The sequence below is a fragment of the Paraburkholderia sp. Cpub6 genome, from assembly GCF_014201065.1.
Lineage (GTDB): Bacteria > Pseudomonadota > Gammaproteobacteria > Burkholderiales > Burkholderiaceae > Paraburkholderia > Paraburkholderia tuberum.
Genome location: NZ_JACHDM010000002.1, coordinates 188658 through 208065, shown reverse-complemented (window position 1 = coordinate 208065; position 19408 = coordinate 188658). Strand labels below are relative to the sequence as shown.

Here is a 19408-nt window from a genome sequence, read left to right as displayed (position 1 = left end):
ACTGCTATGATAGGCGCCCTCTGAAGGAGTCAACCATGCCTGAACTCACTCATTTCGATGCGGCCGGTGACGCGCATATGGTGGACGTCGGCGGCAAGCAGGAGACCAGGCGCATCGCGATCGCGCGTGGCTCGATCCGCATGCTGCCCGACACGTTCGCGCTGATCCGCGACGGCAACGCCAAAAAGGGCGACGTGATCGGCATCGCGCGGATCGCGGCGATCCAGGCCTCGAAGCGCACCGCCGATCTGATTCCGCTCTGTCATCCGCTCGCGCTGACACGCGTGAAGGCCGATTTCGAACTCGACGAGCAGATGCCTGGCGTGCATTGCACGGTCCAGGTCGAGACGTTTGGACGCACGGGCGTCGAAATGGAGGCGCTTACCGCCGTGCAGATCGGGCTGCTGACCGTGTACGACATGTGCAAGGCGGTGGATCGCGGCATGACCATCACCGATGTGAAGGTGATGGAAAAGCATGGCGGGAAATCGGGGGATTGGGTGGCGCAAGCTTGACGTGCGGTTCGACAACTATCCGGATAGCAACATGACCATCGACGAACTGCTCGAGCAGCTACTGGCGTTTCGCGACGCGCGCGACTGGCGGCAGTTTCACACGCTGCGCAACCTGATCGTCTCCACCGGCATCGAAGCCGGTGAGCTGTTGGAGACGATTCAGTGGAAGACCGATGCGCAGATCGACGCGCTGCTCGGCGATCCCGCGCAATCGACGAACCTCAGGCACGAGTGCGCCGACGTGTTCATGTACCTGCTGCTGGTCGCCCATACCGCCGGCTTCGATCTCGTCGAGGCGGCAGCGGAAAAACTGAAGCTGAACGAAGCGCGCTACCCCGTCGACAAGGCGAAAGGCACGGCCGCGAAGTATTCCGAGCTTTGAACTTTGAAGGGAGGAAGCCGCGGCGCCAGCACGCCTAAGCTTCCGCGGTCCGATCAATCTTCGTCGCTGTCGTCATCCGGCGTCGCATCGTGCGCCGGTGTGCCGTAGCGCTTCACCAACTGCTGCCTGAAGCCCGCGAGCGACTTCTGCTCGTCGACGAGCTGGTAGAGATAGCCGAGCTGCGCCGGCCAGTCTTTCAATTCCTCGGCGAAGATCCGCAAGCGTCCGACCGTATCGAGCGCCGCCGCGGTATCGCCGGTCAGCGCCTGCAGCACCGCGTAGCGACGCAGCACCGTCTCGCCCGGCAACAGCGCGATCGCCTGCTTGTGCATCGCGAGCTTGCGCTGCAGGTTCAGCGGATTCATCGGCTGCAGCGTCGCTAGACCGTATTCGCCCCACGCGCCGAACATGAACGACGGATCGGCGCTGTACTGCTCGGCCGGACGCGCGCCGTAGTAGAGCACCTCGGCACGCGCATAGTCGCGATACACCGGATACAGCGCGGCGAGTCCGCCGAACACCACCACCGCGAACGCGCCGAGCGACAGATTCGCCGGCACCGCGCGCAACGGCCGCGTTTCGAGCAGGCCGAATACGAACATCGCGGGCAACAGGAAGAACATGTACTGCTGCGGATACTCGACGAGCGCATGCATCGTCAGCACGCCGATCAGCGCGATGCCGAACACGCGCGCGGCGCTTTGCGGCGCACGCACGACGCGCACGAGCCACGCGACGAGACCCACGAGCACGATCGCGAGACCGATCAGACCGGTTTTCGCGAGCAGGTCGACGAAAATGTCGTGCGAGTTGTTGGCGATTTCGACGCCGCCCAGCTGCTTGACGAGCTCGAACTGGTGGCTCGGAAATTCGCCCCAGCCGACGCCGAGCAGCGGATGCTGCTTGAACATCGTCCAGCCGTATTTCCACAGCGCGAGGCGCGGCGCGATCTGGCCGGCATCCTGGAAGCGTTCGGCCGCCGACTGCGCGAGTTCGAGGTGAAAGCGCACGTTGGCCCAGCGGATCAGCGCATTGACCACGAAAAACAGCACCGCGAGCGCGATCGGCACCAGCCATTCACGGTTGCTGCGGCGCAATTGCGGTTCGTTGCGAGTCTGCGCGAAGGCCATCCAGAAGCCGGCGACGACGATCACGCCCATCTGCAGCCATGGACCCCGCGACACGGTCAGCGCGAGGCCGACCGAGAAAATCGTCGACACGAGCAGCCAGATGGGCACCGCGATGCGGCGCGTCTGCACGAGGTACAGCGCGCCCGCCATCGCGAACGCGATATACGTCGCGAGGTGGTTCGCCTGCGCCATGTTGCCGAACGGCCGGCGCTCGACGGTTATGTTGTACGCGACGACGAGCGGAGCCACGCGCGCCTCGAGGTGAAACAGCTGGATCACCTGACTGAACACCGCGAACAGACCGCCGACGATCAACGCCCCCGCCGCCCAGCGCAACGCGGTCTCGTCGAGCTTCACGCGCGTGAAGCCGTAGCCCACATGCACGGCCATCCACGCAGCGAGCAGGAAGCCCGCGCCGAGCCAGTTCATCGATGGCTCCGCGACCGGCAGCACCAGCGTCTGCACGACCAGCACGAGGCCGAACAGCAGGGGTACGAGCGCGACCGTGGGCGACGCGAAGCTCACGCGCGGCCGGGCGGTCGCGACCAGCAGCACGACGGCCGCCCCGCTCAGCAGAAACAGCGCGAGCGTGGTGAATTCGGCGTAGAAGGTTGGGATCGGATACGTATGGTTGGCAACCGCGTAGGGCAGGATCAACGCAAGAGCCAGCAGTACGAGAGACAGGTAGCGCGCGAAAGGGGTGGGCATCGAATCAACGGTGGGCGTCAGCAACCGGCGCACTATACAAAAATTTCGTTGCACTGTGCGCCGGTCCGGCCGAAATAGGCTGAAAATCAGCCTTTTACGTTGTGGCTTCGACTCATCCAGTCAGCGCTCGGCTGCTGTCTCGTTCACTCACTCATTTGCCCCTTACGAACGGCATTCGGGCGGCGCCAGATTCGCGGCGAGCGTCGGCGCTTCGCCTGGCATCGGCCCCGAACCCGGCGCCGGCAACGACGACGCGCTCTTGCCGCTCGCAAAGCATTCCCACGTCAACGCGCCGGTCTGCACCGCGTCCTTGCTCAGCGCGACTCGCGCGCTCGGCGCATCGACGTTGTCCGGGACCGACGGCACCAGCGTCATGGTGTTTGCGCCGGCCTGCGCGACACGCGTCGAGTACGTGATCGTGATCTGACCAGTGTCGTCGTCGATCTGGATGGACTCGACGTTGCGCGTGGCGGGCGGCGACGCATAACCGCCGCTGAACGCGTTGCCGCTCGCGGCGTTTTCGGCCACCGCGAGACGCGCCGACGCCGCGAGCGACAAGCCCTCGCCGACCCGGCTGCGCGCCAGATAGTCCTGATACGCGGGAATCGCGTAGGCCGCGATCACGCCGACGATCGCGAGCACGATCATCAACTCGATCAGCGTGAAGCCGACGCCGCAGCGGCGGCAGATGCGCGCGAACCAGCTCGCGCGCCAGCGTGCGCGGCGCGACCTGCGCGAGGATTGCGTCGATTGAGAGTATGGGGAATATGGCAGGGTAACGATCATCGGCAGACTCCTGATACGAGAAACGCCTGGCCCGTGGATCGGGAACAGGCGTTTCAATCGTAGCGAGCGAAGCTCGCGCGTCACAGTCAGCCGGATGGCCAGGCTTGCATTCGGACGGCATCACGAATCAGGCAGCGATGCACCGTCAGCGCCATGCTCACACCGCCGCGCGTTTCGCGTTACGGCGCTTCAACAGATAACCGACGATCACGACGAACAGCGCGCCCGCGATGCTCATCCCGTATTCGGCGACTGGCGTGTCGAGGATCGGCCAGCGGTCGCCGGCCGGGTCGTTGACCATCAGACCACCCGCGATCCAGCCGAGCAGACCCGCGCCGAACAGCACGATGCCCGGAAAGCGATCGAGCAGCTTCAGAATCAGCTGGCTGCCCCACACGATCAGCGGAATGCTCACGACCAGGCCAAAGATCACCAGAGCCAACCGGTGCTCGTGCTCTGCTGCTTCGGCCGCGCCCGCGATCGCGATCACGTTGTCCACGCTCATCACCGCATCCGCGATGATGATCGTCTTCACCGCCGAGATCAGCTTGTCGGCCGGCTTCACGTTGTCGTGAGCGTCGTGCGCGGGCGCCAGCAGGCGCACGCCGATCCACAGCAGCAGCAGGCCGCCCGCGAACTTCAGAAACGGCACGTCGAGCAGCGTGACCGCGAACGCGATCAGCACGACGCGCAGCAGGATCGCGCCGGCGGTCCCCCACACGATGCCCCGCGTGCGCTGCGCCTGCGGCAGGTTGCGGCAGGCGAGCGCAATGACGACCGCGTTATCGCCGCCAAGCAGAACGTCGATAACAATGATCTGAAAGACCGCACCCCAATGGAGGGTCGTGAAGAATTCGAGCATGGAAAAAAGAGTAAGAAAAAATCAGCCGGACAGACAGAAACAAGGCGCTAGCGCGGACGAAAAAAAAGCGGGGGAGTCTGCACTCCCCCGCTTTTCGGGACCGCTCGCTCACGAAAGGACTTCGTAAGCGTATCAAAATCGCGCGCCTACGGCACGCGAATTCGACTTACAGCATCGCCTTCAGAAGACGCGCCATTTCCGACGGGTTCTTCGTGACCTTGATACCGCACGCGTCCATGATTTCCAGCTTCGCTTCAGCGGTGTCCGCACCGCCCGAGATCAGCGCGCCGGCGTGGCCCATGCGCTTGCCCGGAGGCGCCGTGACGCCAGCGATGAAGCCAACCACCGGCTTCTTCATGTTGTCCTTGATCCAGTGCGCGGCGTTCGCCTCGTCCGGACCGCCGATTTCGCCGATCATGATGACGGCGTCCGTATCCGGATCGTCGTTGAACATCTTCATCACGTCGATGTGCTTCAGACCATTGATGGGGTCGCCGCCGATGCCGACTGCCGACGACTGGCCGAGGCCGATCGAGGTCAGCTGGCCGACTGCTTCATACGTCAGCGTGCCCGAACGCGACACGACGCCGATGCGGCCCTTGCGATGGATGTGACCCGGCATGATGCCGATCTTCAGCTCGTCCGGCGTGATCGTGCCCGGGCAGTTCGGTCCGAGCAGCAGCGTCTTGCGGTTTTCGCGACGCATACGGTCCTTGATCTCGATCATGTCGCGGACGGGAATGCCTTCCGTGATACAGATTGCGAGATCCAGGTCGGCTTCGACTGCTTCCCAGATTGCGGCGGCAGCGCCTGCCGGCGGAACGTAAATCACCGACACGGTCGCGCCCGTCTCAGCCTTGGCTTCAGCGACGCTCGCGTAGATGGGGATGCCTTCGAAATCTTCGCCGGCGCGCTTCGGGTTCACGCCCGCGACGTACGCTTCGCGGCCGTTTGCGTATTCACGGCAAGCACGCGTGTGGAACTGACCGGTCTTGCCGGTGATGCCCTGCGTGATGACCTTGGTGTCTTTATTGATCAGAATCGACATGTATTGACCTCTGTTCGTTTGGCGTCGCGCGGTAGCGCCACTCGGCGCGATGCTTCACGCCTGTGTCGCTTGCGCGCCGCCACTCGTAAACCTGGCAAATGAGCTGGTAAATGCGCCGTGGACAGCTTGGCTTACGCCTTGCCCGAAGCAGCCGCGACGACCTTCTGAGCCGCCTCTTCCATGCTGTCCGCCGAGATGATCGGCAGGCCGGATTCGGCGAGCATCTTCTTGCCCAGGTCTTCGTTCGTGCCCTTCATGCGGACCACGAGCGGCACCTTCAGCGACACGGCCTTCGACGCCGCGATCACGCCTTCCGCGATCACGTCGCAGCGCATGATGCCACCGAAGATGTTGACCAGAATCGCGGTCAGGTTCGGGTTCTTCAGCATGATCTTGAACGCTTCGGTGACCTTCTCGGTCGTAGCTCCTCCGCCGACGTCGAGGAAGTTCGCCGGTTCGCCGCCGAACAGCTTGATGGTGTCCATCGTTGCCATTGCGAGGCCGGCGCCGTTCACCAGACAGCCGATGTTGCCGTCGAGCGAGATGTACGCGAGGTCGAACTTCGACGCTTCGATTTCAGCCGGATCTTCTTCGTCCAGATCGCGGTACGCGACGATTTCCGGGTGACGGAACAGCGCGTTCGAGTCGAAGTTGAACTTCGCGTCGAGTGCGATGACCTTGCCGTCGCCGGTCAGGATCAGCGGGTTGATTTCGGCGAGCGATGCGTCGGTTTCCCAGAATGCCTTGTACAGGCCTTGCAGGATCGCGCGAGCTTGCGGGATCGAAGCGTCGGGCACGCCGATCTTCTTCGCGAGGTCGTCTGCTTCCGAGTCCTTCAGGCCGGTCGACGGATCGACTGCAACCTTGTGGATCAGCTCAGGCGTCTTTTCCGCGACTTCTTCGACGTCCATGCCGCCTTCGCTCGACGCCATCACGACGATCTTCTGCGAAACGCGATCGATCACGAGACCGACATACAGTTCCTTCTTGATGTCGGCGCCTTCTTCGATCAGCAGGCGGTTGACCTTCTGGCCTTCCGGACCGGTCTGGTGCGTGACGAGCTGCATGCCGAGGATCTGGCTCGAGTACTCGCGAACCTGTTCCAGCGACTTCGCGACCTTGACGCCGCCGCCCTTGCCACGGCCACCTGCGTGGATCTGAGCCTTGACGACCCACACCGGGCCGCCGAGCTCTTCCGCGGCCTTGACCGCATCATCCACCGAGAAGACCGGCTTGCCGCGCGGTACCGCGACGCCGAATTTCCGCAGGATTTCCTTACCCTGGTACTCGTGAATCTTCATGCGTGATTCCTTCAGTCTGAGAGTTGGATAGAACTTCGTTTCCGTTGCCGCCGTTCAGGCCGACGCGTCGCCGCTTCGTTCGCGGGCCGCCGCGTCGTCCGACGAGGCCGCGCGTTCCGCCGGACGCGGTGCGTGGCCATACCAGCGCGGATAAAACTGTTTCACCGCCTCGCCGTCGAAACGCAGCGCGTGGCAGCGTCCCAGCTGGAATGGCGGTTTGTCGTTGGAATGCTCGCCTGTGCCGTTAGACGACTCGTCTCCCGAACCCGCGTTCGCGCCCGGCGTGCCGTCATCGGTGTTCCATACGTCGCCGGCGAACGCCTGGATCGCGGCGGTCGGCAGGATCGCGCACAGCTCGGTGAGATGCGTGCAACCGGCCGTGCCGGCCAGCAAACGGGCAGCATCGCGACGGAAGTTGTGGAACAGATTGAGCCCGATGAGGGCACGGTAGGCGGGATTGCTGGCCTGGCACAACCCTGGATAGGGCACCCAGTCGGACGACGCTTCGGCGTCGACGACATTGAGCTTGCGATCGATGGTGATGCGAAGCCAGAGTTCATGGATCGGCTGACCATTGGGCCGGATTCCCGACGCAAGCGCCACATCGCGTGGCTTTTCGTCGGTCAGGCACGCTTCCACATCCCACAGGCCATCGGCTCGCTCGTAAGCTTCCGCTCTGATTGCGCGACGATGGCGCAACTGACGGGGCACTGGCGGGGAGAGCGACATGCGGGAAGGAAAGGCCGGATTGGAAAACCTCTGGAGTTTAGCATAACGGGTATTTGGGACAGCCCCGATTGCGCACGGCCTGGCGCCAGGTTACGGCGCGGTAATTGCCCTACCCGTCGAGACTGGCGTGTTAGTCGCCGTCCCCGATGTCGTCGATACCCTTCAGGATCTTGCCGATCGTCGCGCCGGAGAAGCCGCGCGACGCGAGAAAGCGCGCCTGCTTCGCGCGCTCGGCCGGCGTTTGCGGCAACTGGCCGAACTTCTTGCGCCAGACCGCCTGGGCGCGTGCGAGTTCGGTTTCGCGCAATTGCGCGCTCGCCTCTTCGACGAGCGCCGGGTTGAGCGCGTGTTGCTTCAGTTCGCCGAGAATGCGGCTCGTGCCGAGCCGCGATGCGCGCCGATGGATCAGGCTTTCCGCGAAGCGCGAGTCGGATAGCCAGTTTTCGGCCTGCAGCGCGTCGAGCACCGTGTCGAGCGAATCGGTTTCCTCGACGTAAGGCTTCAGCTTGCGGGCGAGGTCGGCGCGGCTATATTCGCGGCGCGACAGATAGCCGAGCGCGCGCGCTTTCAGCGAACGGGCGGGGCGTTGGGATTTTCTGCTGTCGTCTCTGTCGGACTGGCCCGGCTTCTCTTCGCCGGGTTGGCGACGCGAGCGGGTGTAGGTGACCTCGGAGGGGATTGGGGAATCGAGTCCGGAGGAATCCCGGCTGGACGACGCTGCAGCGGGCGCAGACCGCGTACGCTGCGGGCCGCGGCCCGCGGCGCGGTCATGTGCGTCGAACGGTTCGAACGGATCGCCGGACTCAGGCGATCCGTCCGCCGCGTCGCGCGGGCCGTCCGGATAGCGTCCGGAGTCGAAACCGGACAGCGGCCGGCCTTTGCGTATCACTTGATGCTTACTCTTCTTCGCCCGCGACTTCAGCGTCCGCGCCGGTCACGGCGTTCGCCATCGCGGTAACGCCCAGCGATTCGCGGATACGGTTCTCGATTTCGCGAGCGATATCCGGATTTTCGCGCAGGAATTCACGCGCGTTGTCCTTGCCCTGACCAATCCGCTCGCCGCTGTAGCTGTACCATGCGCCGGCCTTGTCGACGATCTTCGCCTGCACGCCGAGGTCGATGATTTCGCCCTGACGCGAGATGCCCTCGCCGTACAGGATGTCGAAAATCGCTTCACGGAACGGCGGCGCCACCTTGTTCTTGACGACCTTCACGCGGGTTTCGTTGCCGATCACTTCGTCGTTCTTCTTGATCGAGCCGATGCGGCGAATGTCGAGACGCACCGACGCGTAGAACTTCAGCGCATTACCGCCCGTGGTGGTTTCCGGGTTGCCGAACATCACGCCGATCTTCATGCGGATCTGGTTGATGAAGATCACGAGGCAATTCGTGCGCTTGATCGTGCCGGTCAGCTTGCGCAGCGCCTGCGACATCAGACGCGCCTGCAGACCCGGCAGCGAGTCGCCCATTTCGCCTTCGATTTCCGCCTTCGGCACCAGCGCCGCGACCGAGTCGATCACGATCATGTCGATCGAGCCCGAGCGCACCAGCGCGTCGGCGATTTCGAGCGCCTGTTCGCCGGTGTCCGGCTGCGAGACCAGCAGGTCGGCGACGTTCACGCCGAGCTTGCCCGCGTATTGAATGTCCAGCGCGTGTTCCGCGTCGATGAACGCCGCGGTGCCGCCGAGCTTCTGCATTTCGGCGACGACCTGCAGCGTCAGCGTGGTTTTACCGGACGATTCCGGACCGTAGATTTCGACCACGCGGCCGCGCGGCAAACCGCCGACGCCCAGTGCGATGTCGAGGCCGAGCGATCCGGTGGAGACCACCTGGATGTCTTCGACTGCCTCACCTGCGCCGAGCCGCATGACCGACCCTTTGCCGAACTGCTTTTCGATCTGCGCGAGCGCGGCGGCGAGAGCCTTGCTCTTTTCAGCAGTCAGTCCAGCCGAGCCTTTCTTGCTTTCTTCCATGAATCGTCCTTTGCTATGATGAACGGCGTCTGAGGCAGATGTGCACCCGTGGTTCCACTCGAATTGAGCGGAGTCTCCAGGACATCACACGAAACGCAGACACTGTATAAAAAAACAGTAGTTTTGGCAAGCGCGATTGTGATGCGAACGCGCATCTTTTACTGTCGCATCGCCCCAACTACCCACAATAATGTTCGGAGACCGCTGCGCGCCGGGGCAACCCCACGGTGCCGGCAAAGCCAGGCTGGCGCATCATGCGAATTCTAATTGCCGAAGACGACAGCATACTCGCGGATGGTCTGGTTCGATCACTCCGCCAATCGGCCTATGCGGTCGATCACGTGAAAAGCGGCGTGGAAGCCGATACCGCGTTGTCAATGCAGACGTTCGACCTATTGATCCTCGATCTGGGCCTGCCGCGCATGTCCGGGCTCGAGGTGCTGCGCCGCCTGCGCGCGCGCAATTCGAACCTGCCCGTGCTGATCCTGACCGCCGCCGATAGCGTCGACGAACGCGTCAAAGGCCTCGACCTCGGCGCCGACGATTACATGGCCAAGCCCTTCGCGCTGAACGAACTCGAAGCGCGCGTGCGCGCGCTGACACGGCGCGGCGCGGGCGGCGGCCCGACCGTCGTGCGGCATGGCTCGCTGTCGTTCGATCAGGTGGGCCGCATCGCCTACGTCAACGACCAGGCGATCGATCTGTCGGCGCGCGAGCTCGGTCTGCTCGAAGTGCTGCTGCAACGGATCGGCCGGCTGGTCTCGAAAGAGCAGCTCGTCGACCATCTATGCGAATGGGGCGAGGAAGTCAGCAACAACGCGATCGAAGTCTACGTGCACCGGCTGCGCAAGAAGATCGAACCGAGCGGCGTGCGCATCATCACCGTGCGCGGGCTCGGCTACTGCCTCGAAAAAGCGGCGCCGCCGGCAAATGCGAGCGCGCCCGCCACCCCGGCCGGCTCCGAGCCGCAGACGGCACAAGCGGCACAATCGTCCACCGCGCCGTCGTCCACCGCGATGCCGGCGAGCCACCACTACAAATAGAGGCCAGCGATGTCCGCACGCGCTGATCGCGCCACGGCGCACGCTGCGGACCTCGACGAGGCGCGCGACGCGCGCTACGCCAATCCGTTCGCCGCGCCCGACGAAACCGAAGCCGCCGCCGAAGCGCGTCCGCGCTCGCTGTTCGGCGAAATTCTCGACTGGATGCTCGCGCCGCTGCTGCTGCTGTGGCCGATGAGCCTCGCGGTCACCTATCTGGTCGCGAAGTCGATCGCGAACGGGCCGTTCGACCGCGCGCTCGAAATCGACGCCTACGTGCTCGCGCGCCAGATCCATCCGGTCAATGGCGTCGCGGAGCTGTCACTGCCCGAGTCGACGCGCGATTTCCTGCGCGCCGACAACGTCGACAGCGTGTTCTTTCAGGTGCTCGGCACGCGCGGCGAGCTCGTGGCCGGCGAGCGTGACATGCCACTGCCGCACGAGGAGGACCGCCCGCCGCCGGGCCTCGTCGAATTCCGCGACGACGTGCTGCGCGGCAACGACATCCGCGTCGCCTACACGACCGTCGAGTTTCCGCAGACGCCGGGCGCGCAGGCCGTGCTCGTGCAGGTCGCCGAAACGCTCGACAAGCGCAGCCAGCTCGCCAACGACATCATCAAGGGCGTGATCCTGCCGCAGTTCGTGATCCTGCCGCTCGCGATCCTGCTCGTGTGGTTCGGACTGTCGCGCGGGCTCGAGCCGCTGCATGCGCTGCAGGCGCATATCCGCGCGCGCCGGCCGGACGATCTGTCGCCGCTCGAAGCGCGCCGCGCGCCGCCGGAAATCGAGCCGCTCGTCACGTCGTTCAACGATCTGCTCACGCGCCTCGAACAGAACATGGAGCTGCAGAAGCGCTTCATCGCCGACGCCGCGCATCAGATGAAAACGCCGCTGGCCGGCCTGCGCACCCAGGCCGAGCTCGCGCTGCGCCAGAACGCGTCGGCCGAGGTTCGTCGCTCGCTCGAACAGATCGCGACGAGCTCCGAGCAGGCCGCGCGGCTCGTCACGCAATTGCTCGCGCTGGCGCGCGCGGAGAACCGTCGGTCGGGGCAGATCTTCACGCCGGTCGAACTGGGCGAACTCGCGCGCAGCGCGGTGCGCGAATGGGTGCAGGCCGCGCTCGCGAAACAGATGGACATCGGCTACGAAGCGCCCAACGAGCCCGTCGAAGTCGCCGGCAATCCGGTGATGCTGCGTGAAATGCTGTCGAACCTGATCGACAACGCGATCCGCTATACGCCGGCGGGCGGCCGCATCACCGTGCGCGTGCGGCACGACACCCCCGCGCGGCTCGTGCACCTGGAAGTCGAGGACACCGGGCTCGGCATTCCGGCCAGCGAGCGCTCGCGTGTGGTCGAGCGCTTTTACCGGATTCTGGGCCGCGAGGGCGACGGCAGCGGCCTCGGCCTCGCGATCGTGCGCGAGATTGCGGCAATGCACGGCGGCGAGCTCGCCATCGACGACAACGTCTACCAGGAGTCACCGCGGCTCGCCGGCACACTGGTGCGCGTCAGCTTGCACGTGCTCGAACGGGGCGGGACTTACCCTAACGCGCCTCTATCGGCAGCTTGACGGTCAGCGTTTTTTTGAGATATTTCAGCGTGGGTTGCGCGCACATACCAGCACATTAACGGAAATTGAACGCCTATTCGTCGGCTTACCGGACTACCCCAAGTTCAGGCGCCGAGTCAGAACGCCGTAAGTTTCCACTCCAATAATCGGTTGCACGGGAACGGCTGTGCCGGCGATCCGTGGATATATCAATATTGGAGACGACAATATGGCTACCGTTGGCGGGCAAATCTCGCACGTGCCGATGACGCGCGATGAGAAGCGGGTGATCTTCGCATCGTCGCTGGGTACGGTTTTCGAGTGGTACGACTTCTATCTGGCCGGCTCGCTTGCGGCCTTCATCAGCAAGAGCTTCTTCTCCGGCGTCAATCCGACCGCGGCGTTCATCTTCACGCTGCTCAGCTTCGCGGCGGGCTTCGCGGTGCGGCCGTTCGGCGCGATCGTATTCGGGCGGCTCGGCGACATGGTCGGGCGCAAGTACACGTTCCTGATCACGATCGTCATCATGGGCCTGTCGACGTTCCTCGTCGGCTTCCTGCCGGGCTACGCGGCGATCGGCATCGCTTCGCCGGTGCTCTTCATCGCGATGCGCCTGCTGCAGGGTCTCGCGCTCGGCGGCGAGTATGGCGGCGCCGCGACCTACGTGGCCGAACACGCGCCGGCGAACCGCCGCGGCTTCTACACCGCATGGATCCAGACCACCGCCACGCTCGGTCTGTTTCTGTCGCTGCTCGTGATTCTCGGCGTTCGCACGTTCATGGGCGAAGACGCCTTCGGCGCCTGGGGCTGGCGCATTCCGTTCGTCGTGTCGATCCTGCTGCTCGCGGTGTCGGTGTGGATTCGCCTGCAACTGCATGAGTCGCCGGTGTTCGCGCGCATCAAGGCCGAGGGCAAGACCTCGAAGGCGCCGCTTTCCGAAGCGTTCGGCCAATGGAAGAACCTGAAGGTCGTGATTATCGCGCTGCTCGGCCTGACGGCCGGCCAGGCTGTCGTCTGGTACACGGGCCAGTTCTACACGCTGTTCTTCCTCACGCAGACGCTGAGGGTCGACGGTTCGAGCGCCAACATCATGATCGCGCTCGCGCTGCTGATCGGCACGCCGTTCTTCCTGTTCTTCGGCTCGCTGTCGGATCGCATCGGCCGCAAGCCGATCATCATGGCCGGCCTGCTGATCGCCGCACTCACCTACTTCCCGCTGTTCAAGGCGCTCACGCACTACACGAACCCGGCGCTCGAAGCGGCAACCGCGAAGTCGCCGATCGTGGTGATCGCCGATCCGGCCGAGTGCTCGTTCCAGTTCAACCCGGTGGGCACGGCGAAGTTCACGAGCTCATGCGACATCGCGAAGGGCGCGCTGTCGCGAGCCGGCCTGAACTACGATAACGTCGCGGCGCCTGCCGGCACGATCGCGCAGATCCGCGTGGGCGATACGGTCGTCAACACGTTCGACGGCCGCGCCGCCGACGCGAAGGAGCAAGCCAAGACGTTCGAGAAGACGCTCGCCGCGACGCTGAAGGCCGCCGGCTACCCGCCGAAGGCCGATCCGGCTCAGATCAACTGGCCGATGAGCATCGTGATCCTGACGATCCTTGTGATCTACGTGACGATGGTCTACGGGCCGATCGCGGCGATGCTGGTCGAGATGTTCCCGACGCGCATCCGTTATACGTCGATGTCGCTGCCGTATCACGTCGGCAATGGCTGGTTCGGCGGCTTCCTGCCGGCCACCGCGTTCGCGATCGTCGCGGCGAAGGGCAACATCTACTCGGGGCTCTGGTATCCGATCATCATCGCGGTGGTCACCTTCGTGATCGGCATGCTGTTCGTGCGCGAAACCAAGGACTCGGATATCTACGCGAAGGATTGAGTGGACCGACAGCCGGAGCTATCTGAAAAAGTTGTGAGCCTGGGGTTGACAGCCTCCGGTGGCCCCAGCATAATCTCGCTTCTTTCGGCGAATTAGCTCAGTCGGTTAGAGCGACGGAATCATAATCCGCAGGTCCGGGGTTCGAGTCCCTGATTCGCCACCAGCTTCAAGAAAAAAGCCGCTGTCCCACAAGGACAGCGGCTTTTTTGTTTTGAAACGCTGCCACGAAGCCTGACGACCGATGGGCATCCGAGTTCAGGCAGATGCAGCGACACACCACTCGACGTTGGGGAAATAGCGGCAACAATGCGCGCATTTTCCAGACGGATACCCCGGCTATGCCACGTTAGCTCAGGTCGTGAAGAGATTGAACCGGTGTCGGGTGAAAAAGCAGCAGCACCACGGTCATCAGACCGAAGGCTGCGCCCGCATAAAAGGTCGTGGCTGCGCCCAGACGTTCCCACAACTGGCCTGCGATAACGCTCGAAACCAGCGTCACGATGCCGCTCAGCAGATTGAAGAAACCGAACGCAGTCCCGCGCAGATGCGCAGGTGCCGTGTGCGCGACCATCGTAGCGAGCAGGCCTTGCGTCATCCCCATGTGCAGCCCCCACAGCGCTACGCCTACGACGACTATGCTCCAGTGGGTGCCGTGTGCAAGCACGAGGTCGGCGCCAATCAACACGATCAGACCACCTATCAGCAGCCGCGTATGCCGCATCGTGTCCGCGAGCTTCCCGAACGGATAAGCGGACAGCGCGTAGACGATATTCATTGCCACCATGACGAGCGGAACGAGCGCAATCGGTACGCCGCTGCCCATCGCACGAAGCACCAGAAAAGCCTCGCTGAATCGCGCCAACGCAAAAACGGCGCCTATCCCTACGACCCACCAGTAGTCCAAACCAAGCTCCCTGAGACTCTGCCACCGCACCGGATTGCTTCTTTTGGCGCGAGGCTCGTGCTCAGGCTCCGTGATACCAAACGTCAACAGCGCAACCGCGAGCACACCGGGAATGACGGCAAGCCAGAAGGCAAGCCGAAAATTATCTGCCCATATCAGCATGATGAGAACGGCCAGCAGCGGTCCGAGGAACGCACCGACCGTATCGAGCGACTGGCGCAGGCCGAAGGCCGCGCCACGCAGGTGCTGCGGCGTGACATCCGCGATGAGTGCATCGCGAGGCGCACCGCGAATGCCCTTGCCAACACGGTCAATGACGCGCGCCGTCACCACGACTCCAACCGAGGACGCAATGGCAAAAAGCGGCTTGCTCATTGCGCCGAGCGAATACCCTGCTACGGCGAGCCACTTTCGGTTGCCGAGGTAGTCACTCAGCGTTCCCGAAAACACCTTGACCATCTGGGCCGTGGCCTCCGCGATGCCCTCGATGAGCCCAATCGTGCCGGCGCCGGCGCCAAGGCTTGCCAGCAGAAACATCGGCAGCAGGCTGTGGATGATTTCGGATGAGATGTCCATGAAAAGACTCACGCATCCTAGAACCCACACGCTGCGTGGAATCTGCCGGACGACATTGACTTGCGGTTCGTTTCGCATTCGATAGGGATGGCATCAAATAACACGTTCGAACGGCGCAGACGCAAGCGAGCAGCAAGGCAGCCCGCTACGACCGTTGCATCTTGTCTGGCATCGCTGAGTCGGATACCCGTCCTCTCACGCCCGAATCGAGTGCACTCCCTGACACACATCAGTGCACACCTTCCCCGCCCCAGGGCAAAAACTTGCCCTTCGCCGCACAAAGCTAGCGACCAACCCGCGGTATGGCCCCTGGCACACTTCCCGCTTTAAAGACCGCGCAAGGAGCCGGCGCAACCTCCGGTTCGACAGACAATCTGGAAATGGACGGCTAGGGTTCCGGCCTGCTTCACGCAGGTGCTGGTCCGAGAGCTGTCGACCTCAGGTGAGGTTACACGGCGGGATAAAAGCCCGGGAGAGAACGCGATGTTTGCGCTGCTCCCTGCCGTCGCTAACCGTCCCCTCCGAGGTCAACCCATGTTCAAGCTCGTCCGCTGTCTTGGCATTGCCGCCGTCTCCCTCGCCACCTTCGCCTCGAGCCCCACGTTCGCCGCGGGCCGCAACGACTTCAAGGTCTGCTGGACCATCTACGCCGGCTGGATGCCGTGGGGTGAGGCGAAAACCCAGGGCATCGTGTCCAAATGGGCCCGGAAATACGGCATCAATGTCGACATCGTGCAGCTGAACGACTACGTCGAGTCCATCAATCAGTACACGGCCGGCAAGTTCGACGGCTGCGCGATGACCAACATGGACGCGCTCACGATTCCCGCCTCCGGCGGCGTGGATTCGACGGCCCTGATCGTCAGCGACTACTCGAACGGCAACGACGGCGTGCTGATGAAGGGCAAGGGCAAGCAGATCGCCGACCTGAAGGGCCAACAGGTCAACCTCGTGCAGTTTTCCGTCTCCCACTACCTGCTCGCACGCGCGCTCGAAAGCGCTCACATGAGCGAGCGCGACCTCAAGGTCGTGAACACCTCGGATGCCGACATCTCGGGCGCATTCGCGACCCCCACGGTTCACAACGCGGTCACCTGGAATCCGATGCTCGCCGATCTGAAGTCGCAGCCGAACGTCAGCGAAGTCTTCGACTCCAGCAAGATCCCCGGCGAAATCATGGACATGATGGTCGTCAACACGAAGACGTTGCAGCAGAACCCCGCCCTCGGCAAAGCGCTGACCGGTGCATGGTTCGAAATGGTCGCGCTGATGCACACCGACTCCGCGGCCAGCACGTCCGCGCTGACCGCGATGGCGAAGGCCTCGGGCACCGATCTCGCCAACTTCAAGGGCCAACTGGCGACGACCGCCCTCTTCTATTCGCCGCAAGCCGCGCTCGACTTCGTCACCAGCGCCGACATGCCGAAGATCATGACGCGCGTCGCGAAGTTCTCTTTCGATCACGGCCTGCTCGGACAGGACGCGAAGAGCGCGGACGCGGTCGGCATGGCGTTCGACAAGGGCGTCGTCGTCGGCAACAAGAACAACGTCAAGCTGCGTTTCGATCCGACCTACGTCGCGATGGCGGCCGCGGGCAAGCTCTGACACGGACCGTCCAGGCACTCGCCACGGGCTCGCCATAGCGGGCTCGCATCCCAGCTTTCCAACCAGGCGCTCACCATGCGACTCATCAATCGACATCCGAGCCGGATCGGCGGCTTGATGCTGCTCCTGCTGCCGTTCGTCGTGCTGTTCGCGGTCTACTTCACCGGGTCCTCGATGCGACTCTCGCTCAATCCCGATGACAAGCTGCTGCCGAGCGCGGCGCAAATGAGCGACGCGGTGAAGTCGGCCGCCTTCACCGAGGACAAGCGCACCGGCGAGTATCTGTTGTGGACCGACACGCTGTCGAGCTTGCGGCGGCTCGGCATCGGCCTTGTCGTCAGTGCCGTGATCGCACTGGTGGCCGCGATCGCGACCGGTTCGTTGCCGCTCGTCAGCGCGACGCTGTCGCCATTCATCACCGTGATCTCAATGGTGCCGCCGCTGGCGGTGCTGCCGGTCCTGTTCATCGTGTTCGGGCTCGACGAGTTGTCGAAGGTCGTGCTGATCGTCGTCGGCATCACGCCGGTGATCATTCGCGATCTGCATGCTCGCGCCCGCGAGATTCCGGTCGAGCTGTGGGTCAAGGCGCAGACGCTCGGCGCCACCAGCTGGACGTTGATTCTGCGTCTGGTGCTGCCGCAACTGTTGCCGCGTCTGCTGGCGGCGACGCGTCTTTCTCTCGGCGCGGCGTGGCTCTTTCTGATCGCCGCCGAAGCGATCGCGTCGACCGATGGCCTCGGCTACCGCATCTTTCTTGTGCGCCGCTATCTGTCGATGGATCTGATCCTGCCGTACGTCGCGTGGATCACGCTGCTCGCATGGCTCACCGATGAGCTGCTGCGCCGGATCACGCAATGGTGCTTCCCGTGGTACGGAGGCGCGCGATGATCGAAGTCCGCAACGTCTGGAAAGAGTACGGCGACCAGGTCGTGCTCGAGCGTTTGAATCTGACCGTCAAGGAAGGCGAGTTCTGTTCGATGGTCGGCGCGTCCGGCTGCGGCAAGTCGACATTTCTGCGCCTGCTGCTGGGCCAGGAGCACGCGACGCGCGGCGAGATCCTGCTGGACGGCAAGCCGCTGCCCGGCGAACCGGACAGGCATCGCGGCGTCGTGTTTCAACGCTACTCGGTGTTCGACCATCTGAGCGTGTTGCGCAACGTGATGCTGGGGCTGGAGCTTCCACAGGCGAAGTTCACCGGCCGGCTATTCGGTGCCCGTCGGCGCGTGGCGCAAGACGAGGCATCGGCCATGCTCGAGCGCGTCGGGCTGGGCGCTGCGTTGAACAAGTTTCCGCAGCAGTTGTCGGGCGGCATGCAGCAACGCCTCGCGATCGCGCAGGCGCTGATGATGAAGCCTCGCGTGCTGCTGCTCGACGAACCGTTCGGCGCGCTCGACCCCGGCATCCGCAAGGACATGCATGAGCTGCTCTCCGGCCTGTGGCGCGAAGCGAAGCTCACGATCTTCATGGTCACGCATGACCTGAAAGAAGGCTTCACGTTGGGAAGCCGCGTGCTGGTTTTCGACAAGGTGCGCGTCGACCCGCAGGCGCCGGGCGCCTATGGCGCGCGCATCACGTACAACATTGCGCTCGACCGTAGCCGCGATTCCATGTCCGCCGTGCATATCGCCGAGGCTGCCGTGCGAGGCGCGTCGCATATCGAACTGGTCTCCGACTGAAGGGAACTCAGGTATGAACTCAGATACGACCTTATTGCTTGAAGAAACCGTCCCAGGCGGCGGCCACACGTCGCTGATCGTCAAGCGTGGTCGATCGCTGCGCATTACCGACCTGCGCGGCGGTGCGAACGTCAGCGTGATGATGGTCAACGCGACGGAAAAGAGCGAACGGCTCAATCTGCCGGATTCGTTGAAGTGCCAGCACACGGCCAGGCTCACGGTCGGGCACTGCCTGTACTCCGACATGGGCCGCGTGCTTGCCGCGATCGTCGCGGATACCTGTGGCTGGCACGACAGCATCGGCGGAGCTTCGAACGCCGACGAGGTCCGCGAACGATACGGCGCGGGCCGCTACCAGGAGCTGCGCAACGCGTTCTATCGCAACGGCACGGACAACCTGCTCGTCGAAATGGGCAAGTGGGGGCTCGGCATCACTGACCTGCTGATGACGCTCAATCTGTTCAGCCGTGTCGATGTCAGCGACGACGGCGTTCTCAGTTTCGTGCCAGGAAACTCAAAAGCCGGCAACTACGTCGAGCTCTACGCACCGATGAACACGCTCGTCGTGCTCACCGCGATCCAGCACCCGCTCGACCCGAACCCCGAGTACGCGCCGAGGCCCGTCAAGCTCGAGTTGAGCGACGCGCGCCCCGAGGTCGCCGAAGTTTGCCGCACCGCATGCGAAGAGAACGCACGCGGTTTCATCAACACAGAACGCTTCTTTCTTTGAGCGA

18 protein-coding genes, 1 tRNA gene and 1 riboswitch are annotated in these 19408 nt (G+C 63.7%); of the genes, 10 read left to right on the top strand and 9 right to left on the bottom strand.

All coding sequences use genetic code 11. The features are described from left to right. Positions 1 to 35 precede the first annotated feature (35 nt). Together moaC and HDG33_RS05720 are read left to right on the top strand one after the other, a co-directional pair. The gene (moaC, locus tag HDG33_RS05725) at positions 36 to 515 is read left to right on the top strand and encodes a cyclic pyranopterin monophosphate synthase MoaC (protein WP_018421713.1); all 480 of its coding nucleotides are present in this window, start codon (positions 36 to 38) and stop codon (positions 513 to 515) included. Positions 516 to 546: 31 nt separating this feature from the next. Next, on the top strand, positions 547 to 897 hold the full coding sequence (locus HDG33_RS05720) for a nucleotide pyrophosphohydrolase (protein WP_184022994.1): 351 nt from the start codon (positions 547 to 549) through the stop codon (positions 895 to 897). A gap of 53 nt (positions 898 to 950) precedes the next feature. Here the strand turns inward: HDG33_RS05720 and HDG33_RS05715 are convergent, their stop codons facing one another. From HDG33_RS05715 to recA, 8 genes are all read right to left on the bottom strand, one after another. After that, the gene (locus tag HDG33_RS05715; RefSeq protein WP_184022993.1) at positions 951 to 2735 is read right to left on the bottom strand and encodes a Wzy polymerase domain-containing protein; all 1785 of its coding nucleotides are present in this window, start codon (positions 2733 to 2735) and stop codon (positions 951 to 953) included. Positions 2736 to 2897: 162 nt separating this feature from the next. Further along, complete coding sequence (locus tag HDG33_RS05710; protein WP_184022992.1) at positions 2898 to 3521, bottom strand: pilin; 624 nt, start codon at positions 3519 to 3521, stop codon at positions 2898 to 2900. Positions 3522 to 3678: 157 nt separating this feature from the next. Then, the gene (locus tag HDG33_RS05705) at positions 3679 to 4383 is read right to left on the bottom strand and encodes a TerC family protein (protein ID WP_184022991.1); all 705 of its coding nucleotides are present in this window, start codon (positions 4381 to 4383) and stop codon (positions 3679 to 3681) included. 166 nt (positions 4384 to 4549) lie between these two features. Beyond that, positions 4550 to 5431, bottom strand: coding sequence for a succinate--CoA ligase subunit alpha (sucD, locus tag HDG33_RS05700; RefSeq protein ID WP_184022990.1), 882 nt, complete (start codon positions 5429 to 5431; stop codon positions 4550 to 4552). A 131-nt stretch (positions 5432 to 5562) separates the two neighbouring features. Beyond that, a complete protein-coding gene (gene sucC, locus HDG33_RS05695; RefSeq protein WP_184022989.1) occupies positions 5563 to 6732 on the bottom strand; it encodes an ADP-forming succinate--CoA ligase subunit beta in 1170 nt (389 codons plus the stop codon). A gap of 54 nt (positions 6733 to 6786) precedes the next feature. Next, positions 6787 to 7461: a DUF2889 domain-containing protein gene (locus HDG33_RS05690; protein WP_184022988.1), complete on the bottom strand. Its 675-nt coding sequence runs from the start codon at positions 7459 to 7461 to the stop codon at positions 6787 to 6789. Between the two features lie 130 nt (positions 7462 to 7591). Beyond that, the gene (recX, locus tag HDG33_RS05685; RefSeq protein ID WP_184022987.1) at positions 7592 to 8350 is read right to left on the bottom strand and encodes a recombination regulator RecX; all 759 of its coding nucleotides are present in this window, start codon (positions 8348 to 8350) and stop codon (positions 7592 to 7594) included. Positions 8351 to 8357: 7 nt separating this feature from the next. Beyond that, positions 8358 to 9434 (bottom strand): recombinase RecA, encoded by a 1077-nt coding sequence (gene recA, locus HDG33_RS05680; protein ID WP_018421721.1) that lies wholly within the window; start codon positions 9432 to 9434, stop codon positions 8358 to 8360. Between the two features lie 254 nt (positions 9435 to 9688). Here recA and HDG33_RS05675 point away from each other — a divergent pair, with 254 nt between their 5' ends. From HDG33_RS05675 to HDG33_RS05660, 4 genes are all read left to right on the top strand, one after another. Next, a complete protein-coding gene (locus HDG33_RS05675) occupies positions 9689 to 10477 on the top strand; it encodes a response regulator transcription factor (RefSeq protein WP_184022986.1) in 789 nt (262 codons plus the stop codon). Between the two features lie 9 nt (positions 10478 to 10486). Beyond that, complete coding sequence (locus HDG33_RS05670) at positions 10487 to 12046, top strand: sensor histidine kinase (protein ID WP_184022985.1); 1560 nt, start codon at positions 10487 to 10489, stop codon at positions 12044 to 12046. A 208-nt stretch (positions 12047 to 12254) separates the two neighbouring features. Further along, on the top strand, positions 12255 to 13913 hold the full coding sequence (locus HDG33_RS05665) for an MFS transporter (RefSeq protein WP_184022984.1): 1659 nt from the start codon (positions 12255 to 12257) through the stop codon (positions 13911 to 13913). Positions 13914 to 13999: 86 nt separating this feature from the next. Then, positions 14000 to 14076: transfer RNA gene (locus HDG33_RS05660), tRNA-Met, on the top strand. A gap of 183 nt (positions 14077 to 14259) precedes the next feature. On the opposite strand, the gene HDG33_RS05655 is transcribed toward HDG33_RS05660, so the two are convergent. Beyond that, a complete protein-coding gene (locus HDG33_RS05655; protein WP_184022983.1) occupies positions 14260 to 15471 on the bottom strand; it encodes an MFS transporter in 1212 nt (403 codons plus the stop codon). A 299-nt stretch (positions 15472 to 15770) separates the two neighbouring features. After that, positions 15771 to 15870: riboswitch (guanidine-I (ykkC/yxkD leader) on the top strand. Between the two features lie 57 nt (positions 15871 to 15927). Here HDG33_RS05655 and HDG33_RS05650 point away from each other — a divergent pair. The 4 genes from HDG33_RS05650 (at position 15928) to HDG33_RS05635 (ending at position 19404) form a co-directional block, all read left to right on the top strand. Further along, the gene (locus HDG33_RS05650; RefSeq protein WP_184022982.1) at positions 15928 to 16998 is read left to right on the top strand and encodes a putative urea ABC transporter substrate-binding protein; all 1071 of its coding nucleotides are present in this window, start codon (positions 15928 to 15930) and stop codon (positions 16996 to 16998) included. Between the two features lie 75 nt (positions 16999 to 17073). Continuing rightward, on the top strand, positions 17074 to 17886 hold the full coding sequence (locus tag HDG33_RS05645) for an ABC transporter permease (protein ID WP_090801751.1): 813 nt from the start codon (positions 17074 to 17076) through the stop codon (positions 17884 to 17886). Further along, positions 17883 to 18674, top strand: coding sequence for an ABC transporter ATP-binding protein (locus tag HDG33_RS05640; protein WP_184022981.1), 792 nt, complete (start codon positions 17883 to 17885; stop codon positions 18672 to 18674). Before HDG33_RS05645 ends, HDG33_RS05640 begins: the two co-directional genes overlap by 4 nt. A 13-nt stretch (positions 18675 to 18687) precedes the next feature. Then, positions 18688 to 19404, top strand: coding sequence for an urea amidolyase associated protein UAAP1 (locus HDG33_RS05635; RefSeq protein WP_184022980.1), 717 nt, complete (start codon positions 18688 to 18690; stop codon positions 19402 to 19404). Positions 19405 to 19408: the final 4 nt, after the last annotated feature.

Bases quoted from the DNA above. Each gene is read 5' to 3' on its own strand.
- HDG33_RS05710 (WP_184022992.1), bottom strand. From the start codon at position 3,521: ATGATCGTTACCCTGCCATATTCCCCATACTCTCAATCGACGCAATCC.
- recA (WP_018421721.1), bottom strand. From the start codon at position 9,434: ATGGAAGAAAGCAAGAAAGGCTCGGCTGGACTGACTGCTGAAAAGAGC.
- HDG33_RS05655 (WP_184022983.1), bottom strand. From the start codon at position 15,471: ATGCGAAACGAACCGCAAGTCAATGTCGTCCGGCAGATTCCACGCAGC.
- HDG33_RS05675 (WP_184022986.1), top strand. From the start codon at position 9,689: ATGCGAATTCTAATTGCCGAAGACGACAGCATACTCGCGGATGGTCTG.
- HDG33_RS05640 (WP_184022981.1), top strand. From the start codon at position 17,883: ATGATCGAAGTCCGCAACGTCTGGAAAGAGTACGGCGACCAGGTCGTG.
- HDG33_RS05705 (WP_184022991.1), bottom strand. From the start codon at position 4,383: ATGCTCGAATTCTTCACGACCCTCCATTGGGGTGCGGTCTTTCAGATC.
- HDG33_RS05645 (WP_090801751.1), top strand. From the start codon at position 17,074: ATGCGACTCATCAATCGACATCCGAGCCGGATCGGCGGCTTGATGCTG.
- HDG33_RS05720 (WP_184022994.1), top strand. From the start codon at position 547: ATGACCATCGACGAACTGCTCGAGCAGCTACTGGCGTTTCGCGACGCG.
- sucD (WP_184022990.1), bottom strand. From the start codon at position 5,431: ATGTCGATTCTGATCAATAAAGACACCAAGGTCATCACGCAGGGCATC.
- HDG33_RS05635 (WP_184022980.1), top strand. From the start codon at position 18,688: ATGAACTCAGATACGACCTTATTGCTTGAAGAAACCGTCCCAGGCGGC.
- HDG33_RS05715 (WP_184022993.1), bottom strand. From the start codon at position 2,735: ATGCCCACCCCTTTCGCGCGCTACCTGTCTCTCGTACTGCTGGCTCTT.
- moaC (WP_018421713.1), top strand. From the start codon at position 36: ATGCCTGAACTCACTCATTTCGATGCGGCCGGTGACGCGCATATGGTG.
- HDG33_RS05665 (WP_184022984.1), top strand. From the start codon at position 12,255: ATGGCTACCGTTGGCGGGCAAATCTCGCACGTGCCGATGACGCGCGAT.
- HDG33_RS05670 (WP_184022985.1), top strand. From the start codon at position 10,487: ATGTCCGCACGCGCTGATCGCGCCACGGCGCACGCTGCGGACCTCGAC.
- sucC (WP_184022989.1), bottom strand. From the start codon at position 6,732: ATGAAGATTCACGAGTACCAGGGTAAGGAAATCCTGCGGAAATTCGGC.
- HDG33_RS05690 (WP_184022988.1), bottom strand. From the start codon at position 7,461: ATGTCGCTCTCCCCGCCAGTGCCCCGTCAGTTGCGCCATCGTCGCGCA.
- HDG33_RS05650 (WP_184022982.1), top strand. From the start codon at position 15,928: ATGTTCAAGCTCGTCCGCTGTCTTGGCATTGCCGCCGTCTCCCTCGCC.